The 15,667-nt window shown below is 68.7% G+C and carries 12 protein-coding genes; 8 read left to right on the top strand and 4 right to left on the bottom strand.

The window, feature by feature from the left end; all coding sequences use genetic code 11:
* Window positions 1-188: 188 nt before the first annotated feature.
* The 4 genes from glnA to D2E24_RS06025 all read right to left on the bottom strand — a co-directional run bounded on the left by glnA (window position 189) and on the right by D2E24_RS06025 (window position 5,101).
* The gene (gene glnA / locus D2E24_RS06040) at window positions 189-1,625 is read right to left on the bottom strand and encodes a type I glutamate--ammonia ligase (RefSeq protein WP_125968427.1); all 1,437 of its coding nucleotides are present in this window, start codon (window positions 1,623-1,625) and stop codon (window positions 189-191) included.
* A 159-nt stretch (window positions 1,626-1,784) separates the two neighbouring features.
* Complete coding sequence (locus D2E24_RS06035) at window positions 1,785-2,594, bottom strand: DUF4191 domain-containing protein (protein ID WP_125968426.1); 810 nt, start codon at window positions 2,592-2,594, stop codon at window positions 1,785-1,787.
* 71 nt (window positions 2,595-2,665) lie between these two features.
* Complete coding sequence (locus D2E24_RS06030; RefSeq protein ID WP_125968425.1) at window positions 2,666-4,321, bottom strand: dihydrolipoyl dehydrogenase family protein; 1,656 nt, start codon at window positions 4,319-4,321, stop codon at window positions 2,666-2,668.
* A gap of 171 nt (window positions 4,322-4,492) precedes the next feature.
* Entirely contained in the window at window positions 4,493-5,101 is a 609-nt protein-coding gene (locus D2E24_RS06025; protein WP_125968424.1) for a DUF3043 domain-containing protein, read from the bottom strand.
* A gap of 95 nt (window positions 5,102-5,196) precedes the next feature.
* On the opposite strand from D2E24_RS06025, the gene D2E24_RS06020 reads away from it, so the two are divergent.
* From D2E24_RS06020 to D2E24_RS05985, 8 genes are all read left to right on the top strand, one after another.
* The gene (locus tag D2E24_RS06020) at window positions 5,197-6,564 is read left to right on the top strand and encodes a dipeptidase (protein WP_125968423.1); all 1,368 of its coding nucleotides are present in this window, start codon (window positions 5,197-5,199) and stop codon (window positions 6,562-6,564) included.
* A 239-nt stretch (window positions 6,565-6,803) separates the two neighbouring features.
* Window positions 6,804-8,321 (top strand): AAA family ATPase, encoded by a 1,518-nt coding sequence (locus tag D2E24_RS06015; protein WP_125968422.1) that lies wholly within the window; start codon window positions 6,804-6,806, stop codon window positions 8,319-8,321.
* A 22-nt stretch (window positions 8,322-8,343) separates the two neighbouring features.
* Window positions 8,344-9,078, top strand: coding sequence for a hypothetical protein (locus D2E24_RS06010; protein WP_241222885.1), 735 nt, complete (start codon window positions 8,344-8,346; stop codon window positions 9,076-9,078).
* Window positions 9,079-9,228: 150 nt separating this feature from the next.
* Complete coding sequence (locus D2E24_RS06005) at window positions 9,229-10,320, top strand: hypothetical protein (RefSeq protein WP_125968420.1); 1,092 nt, start codon at window positions 9,229-9,231, stop codon at window positions 10,318-10,320.
* On the top strand, window positions 10,317-11,024 hold the full coding sequence (locus tag D2E24_RS06000; protein WP_125968419.1) for an ABC transporter ATP-binding protein: 708 nt from the start codon (window positions 10,317-10,319) through the stop codon (window positions 11,022-11,024). The genes D2E24_RS06005 and D2E24_RS06000 overlap by 4 nt, the downstream gene beginning before the upstream one ends.
* The gene (locus D2E24_RS05995; RefSeq protein WP_125968418.1) at window positions 11,021-12,112 is read left to right on the top strand and encodes a hypothetical protein; all 1,092 of its coding nucleotides are present in this window, start codon (window positions 11,021-11,023) and stop codon (window positions 12,110-12,112) included. The genes D2E24_RS06000 and D2E24_RS05995 overlap by 4 nt, the downstream gene beginning before the upstream one ends.
* 232 nt (window positions 12,113-12,344) lie before the next feature.
* Entirely contained in the window at window positions 12,345-12,965 is a 621-nt protein-coding gene (locus D2E24_RS05990; RefSeq protein ID WP_125968417.1) for an ECF transporter S component, read from the top strand.
* A gap of 187 nt (window positions 12,966-13,152) precedes the next feature.
* A complete protein-coding gene (locus tag D2E24_RS05985) occupies window positions 13,153-15,615 on the top strand; it encodes an ATP-binding cassette domain-containing protein (protein WP_125968458.1) in 2,463 nt (820 codons plus the stop codon).
* Window positions 15,616-15,667 lie beyond the last annotated feature (52 nt).

The following is a 15,667-nucleotide window of genomic DNA, read 5'->3' as shown; positions in this document are numbered from 1 at the left end:
TTTCGACCCATAGGGCTTGTCGCGCTCCCGGAGTGGCGCCGATGGGGGGCCGGTGCGTCACGCCAGTAAATGAAAAAAAGACCTTGTGAAACTTGGTTTCACAAGGTCTTTGTCTACGCCAAATGACTCCCATTCAACTCCCGCTGGAATCAGAATGGCGTCATTTCAACGTTTCCGAGCCATAAGACTCAGATGTGGAAGTACAGCTCGTACTCCAGCGGGGTCGGGGCCAGACGGGCCATCTCGATCTCGCCGCGCTTGAGGTCGAGCCACGTCTCGATCAGGTCGTCGGTGAACACGTCGCCGGCGGTCAGGAAGTCGTGGTCCTCCTCGAGGGCGTCCATCGCCTCGGCGAGCGAGGCCGGCACCTGCTTGATGCCCGCATGCTCCTCCGGGGGCAGCTCGTACAGGTCCTTGTCGACCGGCGCCGGCGGCTCGATGTGGTTGAGGATGCCGTCAAGGCCGGCCATGAGCTGGGCGGAGAAGGCGAGGAACGGGTTGCACGACGGATCCGGGGCGCGGAACTCGATGCGCTTGGCGGCCGGCGAGGTGCCCGCCAGCGGGATGCGGATCGCGGCGGAGCGGTTGCGGGCCGAGTACACCAGGTTGACCGGCGCCTCGTAGCCCGGCACCAGACGGTGGTAGGAGTTCAGCGACGGGTTGGTGAAGGCCAGCACGGCGGAGGAGTGCTTGATCAGGCCGCCGATGTACCAGCGGGCCATGTCGGACAGACCGGCGTAGTTGCGCTCGTCGTAGAACAGCGGCTTGCCGTCCTTCCACAGCGACTGGTGGCAGTGCATGCCGGTGCCGTTGTCGCCCGCCATCGGCTTGGGCATGAAGGTCGCGGCCTTGCCGGCCAGCGCGGCGGTCTCATGCACCACGTACTTGTACTTCATCAGGTCGTCGCCGGCGTGCTGCAGCGAGTTGAAGCGGTAGTTGATCTCCTGCTGGCCCGCGGCGCCGACCTCGTGGTGGGCGCGCTCCAGGATCAGGCCTACCTTCTGCAGGTTGGCGACCATGTCGTCGCGCAGATCCTGCGTGTGGTCGACCGGCGGGACCGGGAAGTAGCCGCGCTTGACGCGGTTCTTGAAGCCGATGTTCGGGGTGCCGTCGTCCTCGACGTCGACGCCGGTGTTCCACGGCGCCTCGATCGAGTCGACCTCGTAGAAGGAACGCTGCATCGAGTTCTCGTAGCGGACCTTGTCGAAGATGAAGAACTCGGCCTCCGGGGCGAAGGACGCGGTGTCGGCCAGACCGGTGGACTTCAGGTAGGCCTCGGCCTTGGCGGCCACCTGGCGCGGGTCGCGCGAGTACGGCTCGTCGGTGAGCGGGTCGACGATGGAGAAGGCCACGTTGAGGGTCTTGTGCTTGCGGAACGGGTCGATGTAGGCGGTCTCGACGTCCGGGATCAGCTTCATGTCGGACTCGTTGATGGCCTGGAAGCCCTCCATGGAGGAGCCGTCGAAGGCCATGCCGTCGGTGAAGGCGTCCTTGAGGAACTCGCTCGCCGGGACGTTGAAGTGCTGCTGCACGCCGATCAGGTCGGTGAAACGGACGGAGACATACTCGATGCCTTCCTTGTTGATCAGGGCCTCGGCGTCGGCCTTGGTTGCCAGTGCAGTCACGGGACCGCTCCTTTCGTGAAGTAACGTACAGGCTTTAGTCTAGATGCCGGCGTTTCGCCGGCTCGTCGTTTCGGTTACGAACATGTTTCGACGGACGGTTTTTCGTCCGTCATGCGAAAATCCCGCCGTCGTGCGGCGGCGGGATCGGATGGGCGACGGTCAGCGGCCGCGCATCGCCCGGCGGCTCATGCGCTGCGGGCGGTTCGGGTCGATGCCCTTGGGGATGCCGTAGCCGGCCTTGGACTGCAGCGTGTCGAGGCGCTTGTTGAGGGTGGCCAGCTCGGTCTGGGTGAGCATGAAGCGGGTGTTCGGGCGGATCTTGTACCACATCTTGTCCCACCAGCCGGTCGGCTCGGACTTCGGCTGGTACGCCTTCTGCTTGAGCAGCGTGCGGCGCAGGTCCTTGAGGCGCACCTGGCCTTCGCCGGTGCCCACGTAGATGCGGTAGACGGGGATCTTCGAGCCGGCGGTCACGCCCTTGATGCTCTGCTCCTGACGCTCCATCGGGCGCTTGAGACGATCCTTGTCGCCCTCGCCCAGCAGGTAGATGCCGTTGTAGCCGGTGCCGCGCCAGATGGCGTCCTTGGTGCGCGGGTCGATCCACACGGGCTGCTGCGGGAAGGTGAAGCCGGCCTTGCTGATGTTGCCCAGCACGCTGACGGCGGCGCCGGGGCGGCCCTCGAGCTTGGCGTAGCCGACCTTGTCGGCGCGGTTGGTGAGCATCATCGTCGCCAGCAGCGCGCCGAGCATGATCGCGGTGATCATCAGCATGATCCAGGTCAGCCACGTCCAGTGGAACATCAGGCCGAGGATGACGAACAGGACCACCGGGGCCAGACCGGCGACCGCGAGCAGCGCGGGCAGCGCCTTGTCGTCGGCGGCGGTGTACTTGTAGATCTGGATGATCTGCTTGATGGTGCTGTTCTTCTTCTTGGACTTCTTCGGCTTCTTCTCATCCTTGTCGGCCATGAGACTCCTCTTCTTGCGGGATGGACACACTATGTCCGTACTCTACCAGTTGGCGCGGTCGCCGCACGCGTTCAGCGCGTGTGCAGCGGACGTCCGTCGGCCTTGAGCAGCGCCTCGCCGACCGTTTCGGCGAAGGTGGGGTGCGGGTGGACGAGCCGGGCGGCCCGCGACAGGGGGATGCGGTTGCCGACGATCTGCTGGAGTTCGGCGATGAGGTCGGACGCGCCGGGGGCGACGACGGTCGCGCCGAGCACGACCGGTTCGCCGGTCCGTTCCGTCGCGTCGTCGGCGGCGGCGTCCGGCCGCGCCGCGTCCGGCGTGCCGTCGGCCGGGCCTGCGTCGACGATGCGGCCGGTGACGAGCGTGAGCGATCCCGCCGCGCCGGCCATCATCATGCGCGCGTTGGAGCGCATCGGATAGGCGGTTTCGGCGACGTCGGCATAGCCGCCGCGTGCGCGCGCCTGCTCGGCGGTCAGGCCGACGGCCGCCGCCTCGGGCGTGGAGAACACGATCGAGGGGACCGTATCCTCGTCGACCGGCTCGGGGTCGAGTCCGGCGATCGATTCGGCCACGACGATGCCCTGCGCGAACGCGCGGTGGGCGAGCGCATGGCCGGCGGTGACGTCGCCGACGGCGTAGATCCCGTCGGCCGACGTGCGGCCGAGCGGGTCGGCCACGACGTGGCCGACCGCGTCGCGCGCGATGCCGGCCCGGTCGAACCAGTCGGCGTCGGTGGCCGGCTCGCGGCCGATGGCGGCGAGCACGACCTGCGCGTCGACGGCCGTCTCGTCGCCGCCGTCGCGCGTGTAGCGCACGGTCGCATGCCCGTCGTCGGCGATATCGATGCCGGCGACCGCGGACCGGGTGACGACGTCGACGCCGCGGCGCCTGAGCTCGCGGGTGAGCGTCATACCGGCGCGCCGGTCCCAGCCGGACAGGACGCGGTCCTTGCGGATGAGCAGCGTGACGTGCGTGCCGGCCGCGTTCCACATGGAGGCGAATTCGAGCGCGATCGCGCCCGCGCCGACGATGACGGCGCTGTCGGGGAATCGGTCGAGTTCCAGCGCCTGCGTCGAGTCGATGACCGGTCCGCCGAACGGGTGGCCGGGCATCGGCCGCGGCTGCGACCCGGTGGCGACGACGACATGCCGGGCGAGGACGTGCGTGCGCGCGCCGGCGGCGGGATCGTCGTCGGAAGCGTCGGCACCGGCGGCGGTTTCGACGGCAGCGCCGGACGTGTCGGCGATCGCGAGACGGAACGTCCGGGCGTCGGCGGCCGCAGCAGCGGCATCGCCGCCCATGTCGAGGCGGTCGATCGCGACGACCTCGCCGCGGCGCACGTCGATGCCGCGGGCGGCGACGAGCGAGGCGAGCCCGTCGGTCATCGTGGCGACGGTGCGGCGGCGATGCTCGCCCAACGCGGCGAAGTCGATGCCCTCGACGCTCGCCCTGACGCCGACGGCTGCCGCGTCGCGCACCGTCTCGACCGCGTGCGTGGCGCCGATCAGCGCCTTGGAAGGGATGCACCCGCGGTTCAGGCAGGTGCCGCCCAGCGTCGCGTCGCGTTCGACGAGCACGACGTCGAGGCCGAGTTCGGCGGCGCGCAGGGCGGTGGCGTAGCCGCCCGGCCCGGCGCCGACGACGGCGACGTCATGGACGACGGGCGCTCCGGCGGTCGGGGATGCCGGCGGGTCGTGGGGGATGGCATGGGCTGCGGACTGGTTCATCACGGCTCCTTTGCGGTGTGGAACGGGCGGAACGGGAACGGGCGGAACGGGAATGGGCGGAACGGGAACGGTTCCGGAATCCGGAGGGGAAGGGCGGGAGCATCGGACGCCGCGACCCGGACGATCGCGGCAACGAGAAAAGGCCCCCGGACGGGAGCCTTGACTATCGGATCACTCGGGCCAGTGGCCGCGCTTGGGATGACGCGGCTTGGGCAGACGCCAGCGGCGCATCTGGATGGAACGGCTCCACGCGTACGAGCAGGAGCGCGAGCCGCGGGCCACCGACGCCTCGCCGAACTTGGCGATCAGCAGCTTCTTGAGCTTGCGCCACATGAGCACCACGTCGATGATCACGGCGAAGAAGTACAGGTACAGCACGATCATGATCGGCACCGACAGGGCCGGGTTGATCGACGTGATCACCATTGACACGATGAGCATCGCGAACGCGACCGGCAGGAACACCTCGCCCAGGCTGAAGCGGGCGTCCACGTAGTCGCGTATGTAGATGCGCCACGGCAGACGCTCCGACTTGGGCATGTGGTTGATGTCGCCGGTCTGCATCGCCTCGTACTCGGCGTCCTCGCGGGCTCGGATGCGGGCCTTGGCGGCCTTGGCGCTGGCCTTGCGGTCGGCCGGCACGAGCGGGCGCAGGTTCTGGTTCTGCGCCTGCTTCATCTTCGGGGTCGGGCGTCCCTTGCCCTTGGACTGACCGGGAGCGGCGGCCTCGACCGGCTCCTGGGCCTTGTCCTTGTCTTTGCTGAACGGATTCCATGTCATGTCAGCCCAGCGTACGGCCACGCATAGACCCTCGGAAGGCTCTCCGGGGCCGGTACAATGGCTGGAGCATCACCAACCGCACGTAAAGGAGCATCATGGCCCAGACCAACGCCGATGGGATCCGCGCCCGCGTCGAAGGCGACTGGAACCGTCTCATCGACATCCTGACCCGCAAGATCGCGCTCAAGTCGATCTCCGCCGACGGCATCACCGCCGACCATATGAAGGCGTCCGCCGAATTCGTCGCCGCCGAGATGCGCGAGGTCGGCATCGACGCGCGCGTCGCCCAGGCGCACAACCCCGATGGCACGCCCGGCGCGTGGGAGGTCATCGGCTCCAGGATCGTCGACCCGCAGGCGCCGACCGTGCTCCTGTACGCGCACCACGACGTGCAGCCCGTGCCGGATCCGGCCGAATGGGACACCGACCCGTTCGTCGCCACCGAGGTCGGCGACCGCCTGTACGGCCGCGGCGCCGCGGACGACGGCGGCGGCCTCATCATCCACTCCGGCGCGCTCAAGGCGCTCGGCGACGAGCTGAACGTCAACATCAAGATCTTCATCGAAGGCGAGGAGGAGATGGGCTCGCCCAGCTTCATCCCGTTCATCGAGGAGCATCGCGACGAATTCGACTCCGACGTGATCATTGTGGCCGACTCGGGCAACTGGTCCGCCGACATCCCGTCCCTGACCACGTCGCTGCGCGGCAACACCACGCTCGACGTGACCGTGCGCGCCCTCGAGCATCCGGTCCACTCCGGCCAGTACGGCGGCCCGATCCTCGACGCGAACACGCTCGCCGCGATGCTCATCGCCTCCATGTACGACGCGAACGGCGATCTGGCGGTGCCGGGCGTGGCCGCCCAGGAGCCGGTCGGCGGCCTGCAGCGCGACCTCGACGAGGCGAGCGTGCGCGCCGACGCGGGCATCCTCGACTCGTACCGTCTCGCCGGCACCGGTTCGATCGCGTCGCGCCTGTGGACCAAGCCGAGCGTCACCGTCATCGGCTTCGACGCGCAGCCGGTCGAAGGCTCGTTCAACGTGATCGCCCCGTCCGCGCGCTTCCGCCTGTCCCTGCGCACCGCGCCGAGCCAGCGTCCCGAGGAGGCGCAGCGGGCGATGGCCGACTTCCTCGTCGCCCACGCGCCGTTCGGCGCCGAAGTGACCGTCGAACCGGGCGAGAACGGCATGGGCTGGGCAATGGACCCGACCGCCGAGGCCACCAAGGACGCGCTCGAGGCGATGGAGGAGGCGTTCGGCGTCGCCCCGATCAACAAGGGCGAGGGCGGCTCCATCCCGTTCATCCCCGAACTGCAGCGCATCTTCCCCGACGCGCAGGTGCTCGTCACCGGCCCGGAGGATCCGAAGGCCAACGCGCACAGCCCCAACGAGTCGATCTCGCTGTCCGGTCTGAAGAACAACGTGATCACCGAGGCCCTGCTGCTCGTCAAGCTCGGCAAGTAGGCCGTCCGCGGTTCCGCTGACCGCTGACCTGTAGCGCCGCTCCCGCCCGGAGCGGCACCGCGGTCCGCCTTCCCCGAGTCGGGAAGGCGGACCGCAGTGTTTTTGACATGCTGACGGCGGATTGTCATGTGTTGCTCAATGTCGCGCAACTCCGGTCGCTTGAATGAACTTGTGTTGTATAATGATTGCGTATTTCTATAAAAAATAGATTATTTTATATTTTAGAGAATGGCGATGCGATGATTCGTTTGAAAAGACTGGTTCTGGACGACATGAGGAACATATCGCACGGCGTTCTGGATTTCGATGATCTGCCCGCAGGCGGCAGTGTGACGGGCATATACGGTCAGAACGGGTCGGGCAAGACCACCGTCATCGATGCGATCGGCATGCTGCGGGCGCTGCTCTCCGGCGCGATGCTGCCGGAGAACGCCGGTGACGTCGTCAACGCCAGTACAGGGGTGGCCACGATGACGGCGACGTTCCTTATCGACGAGGTGCAGAAGCGTGGCGCTGACGAGGAGGAGCGGGCTCTCCGATACCTCGAGTACCGGGTGTCCGTGCGCAAGACGGCTCCCGATTCGACCCGGGCGCGCGTCGTCGCCGAATCGGTCCGCATCGGCGACGATCCCTCGCGCCTGGGGAGGGAGGTGATGGGGCACCGGATGGATGATGCCGAAGTCGGGTTCGTGTCTACCCCGGCCTATGTGTGGCGTTCCATCGAGTCGATCGCTCCGGTGAAGGCCGTCGTCTCGCGTACCGCGGACCGGGCATACATGGAAGGACGGTCCTTCCTGTTCTCCCGATGCGCCACGCTCGACGAACGGCCGGAAGCCGAGTTCCTGATCGACTGGACGGTGGCCCGCATGCGAGAAGCCAAGGGCGTGTCCTCCAGGTCGATGGCATACATCAACGAACGTTTCGGCGAGTTCGTGCGACTGCGCGAAGCGCTGTGCGGGTACGCGACCAACGACATCTTCGTATCCACGACCAGAAGAGGTTCCTACGCCGCATATGCATACATCCCCATCATGGAGGAGAATCCTACGGGCCGTAACACGGAGTTCCTGTTCGACCTGCTGCAACCTAAACCGCTGACGCCCGGTCAGGCGGAGCGACTCGGCCGGACCGTGGCATCCTTCGACCGCATCCTGCCGACCATCGTCCCCGGCCTGCATGTCCTGCTGAAGACCGGAACCGCGCCCTCCGGCCGGGACGGCGAGGACCGGGTCACCGCAGAGCTGTTCTCCCGCCGCAGTGACGTCACGGTGCCATTCCGCTGCGAGAGCGAGGGCATCATACGCGTCACCGCGCTGCTCGGCTACCTCAAGCACGCGTACAACGACGAGAACGCGCTGGTCGCCGTGGACGAATTCGACTCCGGCGTGTTCGAACTGCTGCTCGGCGACATGCTGTACCAGCTGGCGGACGGATGCGCGGGACAACTGGTGTTCACCGCCCACAACCTGCGGGCGTTGGAGGTGCTGCCGAACAGCTGCATCCGCACGACGGTGACCGATCCAGACAACCGGTTCGCGACCGTGCCGCGCCAATCCTCCACCAACAACCAGCGCAAACGGTACCTGTCTGCCAGCGAACTCGGCTGGAACGGGCCGGACATCTACGATTCGCCGACCCCGCGCATGTTCGGCAACAGTCTCTATGCCGCCGGCCATCCCGACGATGATGACGATACGGACATCGACGCCGATCTGGCCGCACTCAACGCCGACGTGACGGAGGCGGGCCGTGGCTAAACGCAAGATCGTCCTGCTCGTCGTGGAAGGCGCGAGCGACGCCAGCCTGCTCGTGCCGGCGTTCTCGGCGTTGGTCGAAAGCCGCGTGTTCCAAGGGCAGGAATTCCACTGCGACGTGTTGACCGCGCCGAACCACCGCGAGGAGTTCCACCGGCGCAACGGCTTCTATCCCTCGGACAAACCGGCACAAACGGTGCGCGAACTCGTGGAGTGCTATCTCAGGGACCACGATCGCACATGGAACCAGCTCGGCCACATCATCCAGATCTGCGATCTGGATGGGGCGTTCGTGTCCGACGACTGCGTACGGGAGGATTCATCGGCGGAAGGCACCCGATATTCGACGACCGACATCGTCACGAAGAACCGAGATGCGCTGATCGCCGACCGGACGGTCAATCGCAACGGCGTGGACGCCCTGCTGAACGTCGATGGATTCCGAAAGAAGATGGGGCGTACGGAACTTATGGTTCCCTACCGTCTGTTCTACGTCAGCCGCAACCTCGAACATGCGTTCCGCGGCAGACTCGACAATCTGGACGAACGGCAGAAGCAAAGCGGCGCCATCAGACTGGCGGACCGATTCGTACGGGATCCGGCCCTGTTCTCGAAAACCCTTGAATCCCTGCGGCGCATACACGGTGATCCGGCGACGTGGGCAGACTCCTGGCGGTATGCGATGCAGGATTTCCATTCGCTGGAACGCGGCAGCAATCTCGCATTCGTCGAACCGTATCTGGAGGGCGACCTGCGGTAGTCGCTGGCATGCCGTCAATGATGTCGGTCGGGCCGTCCGGCATACGCGACACGCACATGCGCGGCGTTGGTGTTGCACGGCGAATCGTGGGACCATGGGACGGAGCCGCCGGGCGCCGGCGGCACCATCCACGAAGGGGGAGTGACGACGATGTCACGGAACAGGGGAACGGCGAAACGAGGACGGACCGGAGGCTACCGGGGGAGGGCCGCGCTGTCATGGACGCTGCTGGCGGTGCTGACCGCGGTGGCGCTGACCATCGGCGCATGCGCGCTGTGGATGCCCGACCGGGCGCCCGCACTGCTGTCGGCCGGCGACGAGGCGCGCAGCGCGCCCGTCAACACCCAGGAATACTCCGGATCGCAGCAGGTGACGCTCACGCCCACCATCTCCGCCACCCGCGACCTGATCGGCAACGCCACCGGCACCGTCACCGGCGACTGGTCGTCCGGCGGACTGACCTCCGGCAGGGGCGCGATGAAGGTCAACGACCGCGTCGTCGTGGCGCTCAACACCGCGACCCCGCTCTACCGGGACCTCAAGACCGGCGACAGCGGCGACGACGTGCTCGCCCTCAACGACGAGCTCAACCGCCTCGGCTACAACTCCGCACCCGGATCGGACACGTTCTGGTGGTCCACGTCCGACGGGCTGCGCCAGCTGATGAACGACAACGGCAACACGTCCGACGGCACGCTCTCGCTCGCCGACATCCTGTGGATCCCCGCCGCAACCGTGCGCGTCGGCTCGTGGACGGCGGTCGAAGGCACCGCCGTCAGCGCCGGCACCGCGGTCGGCCAGGTGCCCGGCACCCTCACCCGCCTGACGATCAAGAACGGGAAGCCCTCCGACCAGGACCGCACCATCAGCGTGCTCGGCCAGACCACCACGCTGCCGGCCGGACAGACCGCTATCGACGACGCCGCGTTCTGCGAGCAGGTGGCCGCCACCGACGACTACCGGATGATGGACGAGGCGATGCTCGCCGCCGGCATCAGTGCGTCGCTCGTCCTGACTGCATCCGTGCAGGTCCTGCGCGTGCCGGCCGCCGCCGTGTTCGGCGTCGACGGCATGAGCGGCTGCATCGCCGTCGACGGACAGTCCGACACGCCCGACGTGGTCAAGGTGACGATCGTCGGATCCGAACTGGGCGCCAGCCTCGTCCAACCCGACGGCATCGACCCGGCGGCCGTCACCCGGGTGGCGATCGGCAGCCGCATCGCGAACGAAAGCTGCCGATGATGGCCGGCACGGACGCCGACGCCGGCCGTCGCGCGGTCGTCGCGCACGACCTGGCCCACCGGTTCCCCGGCACCGACCTGCTGTTCGAACACCTCGACTTCACCGTCGAACCCGGGCAGACCGTCGCCGTATGCGGACCCAGCGGCTGCGGCAAGTCGACGCTGCTGTCGATCCTCGCCGGATGGGAGAGACCGTACCGCGGCAGCGTCGAACGCGTCGGCATCGGACGCATCGGATGGGTGTTCCAGAACCCGTACGGGGTGGCCGACCGCAGCGCGCTCGACCACGTCGTCTTCCCGCTGCTCGCCAAGGGCATGCGCCGGCGCGACGCCGAACCCGAGGCCCTGGCCGCGATGGACCTGTTCGACCTCGGCTACGCCGCCGACCGCCGCTTCGCCGACCTGTCCGGCGGCGAGGCGCAGCGGCTCATGCTCGCCCGCGCGGTCTGCTCCCGCCCCGACATGCTGCTCGTCGACGAGCCGACCGCCCAACTCGACACGCGCACCGCACGCTCGGTCAGCCACGTTCTGGGCAACCTCGCCGGACAGGGCATGATCGTGCTCGTCGCCACCCACGACCCGGACACGCGCGACGCGTGCGGCCGCGTCATCGACCTGGCCGACTACGCGCCCGCCGGCACGCGCGACGACGCGCGGCCGGACACGGAAGACGCAACGGACTTACGGGAAGGGGAGGCCGCATGAGACTCACGTCGATCCTGTCGGAGTGCGCGCGCAACATCGCGCACGGCACCGCGCACGCCGTCGCGATGATGGTGGCCGTGCTGCTCGCCGGCACGCTGCTGGGCGGCTACGAGGCGACGAACGTCATCGCCCTGGAGAACGAGGCGGTCACGCGCATCGGCGCGTACGCCGACACGAAATCCATCCTCGGCGCCGACGCCATGATCGACGGCGACGTATGCGACCGGCTGTCCATGCAGGGCGACGGTGCGCCCGCCGCATCCGGGGCGATGCGCACCGGCCCGCAGGTCACGCCCGCATCCACGCCCGGCAAGGACATCTCCTCGTACGAGGTGACCCCCGGCATGCTGTCGATCCTCACCGCCACCGACCCGGACGCGCGCCGCGACGCATCCGGCGTATGGGTGTCCACCGAAGTCGCCGACGACTTCGGCCTGGCCGCCGGCGGCCGCATGGAGACCACCGACGGCCCCGTCGACGTGGCCGGCGTGTTCGACTGGCCCAACGACGGGCGCGACACCCGGTTCGTGTACGCGCTGCTCATCCCCGTATCCGCTTCCGCCGAACCGTTCTCCGAATGCTGGGCGAAACGCTGGCCGGCCGACGACACCGTCGACCAGCTGCTCTACTCGACTGTCATCGCCTCGGGCGGCGCGTCCGACCCGGCCGGCGTGACGGCCGTCAACAAGGGCTTCGACTCGCACTACGACGCGCAGACCGGCTACCTGAACCGCATGACCCGATGGATGCCGTACGCGGCGCTCGCCGTCGGACTCGCGCTCGGCGTCGTCTCGGTGCGCCGACGCCGGCTCGAATACGCCGGCGCCCTGCATTCGGGACAGTCCAAGGGTGCGCAGCTGCTCGGCATCGCGCTCGAGACGGGCGTATGGGCCGGACTGGGCGCGCTGTGCTCGTGCTCGCTGCTGGCCGCCTACTGCGTGCGCGTCTCCCGGTCCGATCCGTGGACCGTGTTCGCCGCGGCCGCGCGCACGCCCGCCGCGCTGGCCGCCGGCGCGCTCGTCGCCGCCGTGCTGGCGGGGCTGACGATCCGCGAATCGCAGCTGTTCCGCTTCTTCAAGCACCGCTGAACGGCGTGTGCAGGAGGCGCCGCGGCCATGCCGCCGTGCGAAGTCAAGGGGGGTGCTACACTCGGGGCCTTGACACGGGGGCTGTGGTGAAGAAGTTCAAGCCATGGCTGAGATGAGGGTTTCCTCGACCGATTGAACGTGAGTCCGGGTAATGCCGGCGCACGGACGTCGCTCTTTCCCGTGCCTTCACGTCCGCCGAACGTCGGCGGGCCAAGAGAGAAAGGCACGCATCATGACTGATGTCGTCATCAACGCTTCCAAGACCTCCTACCGCTGGCGCGTGGTCGATATCGCCGTCGCCTCGGTGATCGGCGTCGCCTCGTCGCTCGTCTACTGGCTGGTCGCCACCCTCACCTACACGCCGTGGAGCGTGCTCGACGCCGCCGTGCCGGGCCTGCCGGGCCTGTTCAACGGCCTGTGGCTGTTCGCCGGCCCGCTCGCCCTCGTGATCGTGCGCAAGCCGGGCGCCGGCCTGTACGCCGAGGTCGTGGCCGCCGTGCTCGAAGCGCTGCTGGGCAACATCTGGGGCATCGGCACGCTGTACATCGCCCTCGTCCAGGGCGCGATGGCCGAGGTCGGCTTCGCCGTGTTCGCATGGCGCCGCTGGAACCTGCCCGTCACGATCCTCTCCGGCGCGCTGTCCGCGCTCGGCTGCTGGGGCTACTCGTTCTTCACCAACATGCAGGCCATCGACATCGCCGGCTCCTACGGTCTGGTCTACGTGCTCACCACCGTGCTGTCGGGCATCGTGTTCGCCGGCGTGATCGTCTGGTACCTGTACGTGGCCATCGCCCGCACCGGCGCGCTCGACAAGTTCGCCTCCGGCCGCGAGATCCGCGGCGTCCAGGCCTGATCCGACCGACCGCGTGCGCGCCGCGCGGTCGGAGACGTCCGGTCCGTCCGGCCGGTCCGTCCGTCCGCCGCGCGGCGCCGCATCCCGACCCCATCCGCCGATCCCGCCGACCATCGGCCGGGTCCCCATATATAAGGACCGTCGCTTGCCCGCTTCAGCATCCGAATCCGCCGGCGTCGCCGACGCCATTGCATCATCCCTTCCTTCCACGCGTCCCGCGTCGCTGGAATTCCGCGGCTGGGGCTACCGGCATGCGTCCCGCGCCTCGTTCGCGGTGCGCGGCCTCGATCTGAGGATCGACGCCGGAGAGCACGTCCTGCTGCTGGGCGCCTCCGGCATCGGCAAGTCGACGATCCTCGAAGGCGCGGCCGGCCTGCTCGGCACCGACGACGACATCGTCGCCGACGCCCCGGCCGCCGCGTCCGAGTCCTCCGACGGCACCGCTCAGGCCGTCGCTGACGCGGAGGGCGGCGTCACCGAAGGCCGCATCCTCGTCGACGGCATCCCCGTGCGCCGCGCGCGCGGCCGCGTCGGCCTCGTCCTGCAGGACCCCGACGCTCAGGCCGTCTTCCAACGGCTGGGCGACAACGTCGCCTTCGGCCCCGAGAACATGAACGTGCCGCGCGAGGCGATCTGGCCGCGCGTCGCCGAATCCCTCAAGGCCGTCGGCCTCGACGGACTGCAATTGCACCGTTCCGTCATGCACCTGAGCGGCGGACAGATGCAGCGCCTCGCGCTCGCCGGCGCGCTCGCCATGCGCCCCGGCGTGCTGCTCCTCGACGAACCCACCGCCAACCTCGACCCCGACGGCGTCGACCAGGTCGTCGGCGCCGTACGCGACGTGCTCGACGAGCGCGCGACCACGATGGTGCTCGTCGAACACCGCGCCGGCCCCTGGATCGACCTCATCGACCGCGTCGTCGTGCTCGGCCGCGCCGAGACGACCGGCGACACCGTCGTCGTCGCCGACGGCACGCCCGACACGGTGTTCACCGACCCTGCGATCGACTTCGCCGCGCTCGGCATCTGGCTGCCCGGCCGCTACCGCCGCCCTCAGGACGAGATCCGACGCATCCACACCGCCGACGAACCCGACTATCCGGCCGACGCCGGCGACGGCGAGACCCTGCTGCGCACCCGCGACCTGAGCATCGGCCGCGGCGGCGACGCCATCGCCGAACACATCGACCTCGACTTCGCCGGCGGGCAGATCACCGCGCTCGTCGGCCTCAACGGCGCCGGCAAATCCACGCTCTCGCTCACCCTCGCCGGACTCCTCGCCCCCGTGGCCGGCCACGTCGAGGCCGCGCCCGCACTCGCCGCCGGAGCCGACGGCAGCGAGCCGATCGCATGGAAGTCCACCGACCTCGCGTCGCGCATCTCCTACGTGTTCCAGAACCCCGAACACCAGTTCGCGCGCGGCAGCGTCCTCGAGGAGGTCATGCTCGGCCCGCTGCGCTGCGGCGTCGCCCCCGACGAGGCCGAACGCCGCGCCCGCGACCTGCTCGACCGCTTCAACCTGGCCCGCTACGCCGGCGCCAACCCGTACACGCTCTCCGGCGGCGAGAAGAGACGCCTCACCGTCGCGTCCGCGCTCGCCGCCGCGCCGCGCGTCCTCATCCTCGACGAACCCACGTTCGGCCAGGACCGACGCACCTGGATGCAGATCGTCACGCTCATCCACGCGCTGCGCGGCGACGGCGTCAGCATCATCGTCGTCACCCACGACCGCGACCTCGTCACCGCGCTCGGCGCGCGCGTCGTCGAACTCGTGCCCGGCGGCGACGGCGGCCAGTGGGCCGACATCCGGCCCGCCGGCAAGGCCGACGGCACCGCGGTCGTCCCCGTCAGCGCCGTCAACACGCGCGACGAGGACCCCAAGCCGTCCAGCCGTTCGCCGCTGCTCGCGTCCATCAACCCCGCCTACCGGCTCTTCGGCGCGTTCCTCGCCTCCCTGCCGATGCTGCTCAGCCTCGACGTGATGTCCGCGGGCATCGCGCTCGGCCTCGAATTCGTCGTGCTCGCAATCATCGGACTGACGCCGTGGCGCGTCGTGCGCTCCAGCTGGCCCGTGTGGATCGGCGCGCCCGGATCGGCGCTCGCCGTGCTCCTGTACGGCAAGTCCGGCGGCGACACCTGGTGGCAGTGGGGCATGATCCACATCACCGACAACTCCGCCGAACTGGCGGTCGCCACCGCGCTGCGCATCCTCGCGATCGGCATCCCCGCGATCGTGCTCGTGCTCGGCATCGACTCGACCGACCTGGCCGACGCGTTCAGCCAGGTGATGCGGCTGCCCGACCGGTTCGTCTACGGCGGCCTCGCCGGCATGCGCCTGTTCTCCGTGCTGCAGGACGACTGGGCTGCGCTCACCTCGTCGCGCCGTTCGCGCGGCCTGGGCGACGACAACCGGTTCAAGGCGTTCCTGCCGCAGGCGTTCGCGCTGCTCGTCCTGTCGATCCGCCGTTCGACCACGCTCGCCGTGGCGATGGAGGCGCGCGGATTCGGCGGCACCGGCCCGCGCAGCCACGCGCGCGTCAGCGTCGTGCGCCTGCGCGACCGGCTGTTCCTCGTCGGCTGCCTCGCGATCCCGGCGGTCGCGCTCGCCTGCGCCGCACTGACCGGCTGGTTCGCGTTCTTCGGCGGCTGATCGGCGCCGCGCTCCTTATATATACGCAAGGGCGCCGCTCCTCCCTGATGGG

Source organism: Bifidobacterium samirii, assembly GCF_003952945.1.
In the GTDB taxonomy this organism is placed as follows: domain Bacteria; phylum Actinomycetota; class Actinomycetes; order Actinomycetales; family Bifidobacteriaceae; genus Bifidobacterium; species Bifidobacterium samirii.
This window is presented reverse-complemented; position numbering and strand designations above follow the sequence as displayed.

What these genes read in the sequence shown, in the direction of transcription:
- D2E24_RS06035 (WP_125968426.1), bottom strand. Translation starts at nt 2,594, where the DNA reads ATGGCCGACAAGGATGAGAAGAAGCCGAAGAAGTCCAAGAAGAAGAAC.
- D2E24_RS06030 (WP_125968425.1), bottom strand. Translation starts at nt 4,321, where the DNA reads ATGAACCAGTCCGCAGCCCATGCCATCCCCCACGACCCGCCGGCATCC.
- D2E24_RS06025 (WP_125968424.1), bottom strand. Translation starts at nt 5,101, where the DNA reads ATGACATGGAATCCGTTCAGCAAAGACAAGGACAAGGCCCAGGAGCCG.
- D2E24_RS06020 (WP_125968423.1), top strand. Translation starts at nt 5,197, where the DNA reads ATGGCCCAGACCAACGCCGATGGGATCCGCGCCCGCGTCGAAGGCGAC.
- D2E24_RS06015 (WP_125968422.1), top strand. Translation starts at nt 6,804, where the DNA reads ATGATTCGTTTGAAAAGACTGGTTCTGGACGACATGAGGAACATATCG.
- D2E24_RS06005 (WP_125968420.1), top strand. Translation starts at nt 9,229, where the DNA reads ATGTCACGGAACAGGGGAACGGCGAAACGAGGACGGACCGGAGGCTAC.
- D2E24_RS06000 (WP_125968419.1), top strand. Translation starts at nt 10,317, where the DNA reads ATGATGGCCGGCACGGACGCCGACGCCGGCCGTCGCGCGGTCGTCGCG.
- D2E24_RS05995 (WP_125968418.1), top strand. Translation starts at nt 11,021, where the DNA reads ATGAGACTCACGTCGATCCTGTCGGAGTGCGCGCGCAACATCGCGCAC.
- D2E24_RS05990 (WP_125968417.1), top strand. Translation starts at nt 12,345, where the DNA reads ATGACTGATGTCGTCATCAACGCTTCCAAGACCTCCTACCGCTGGCGC.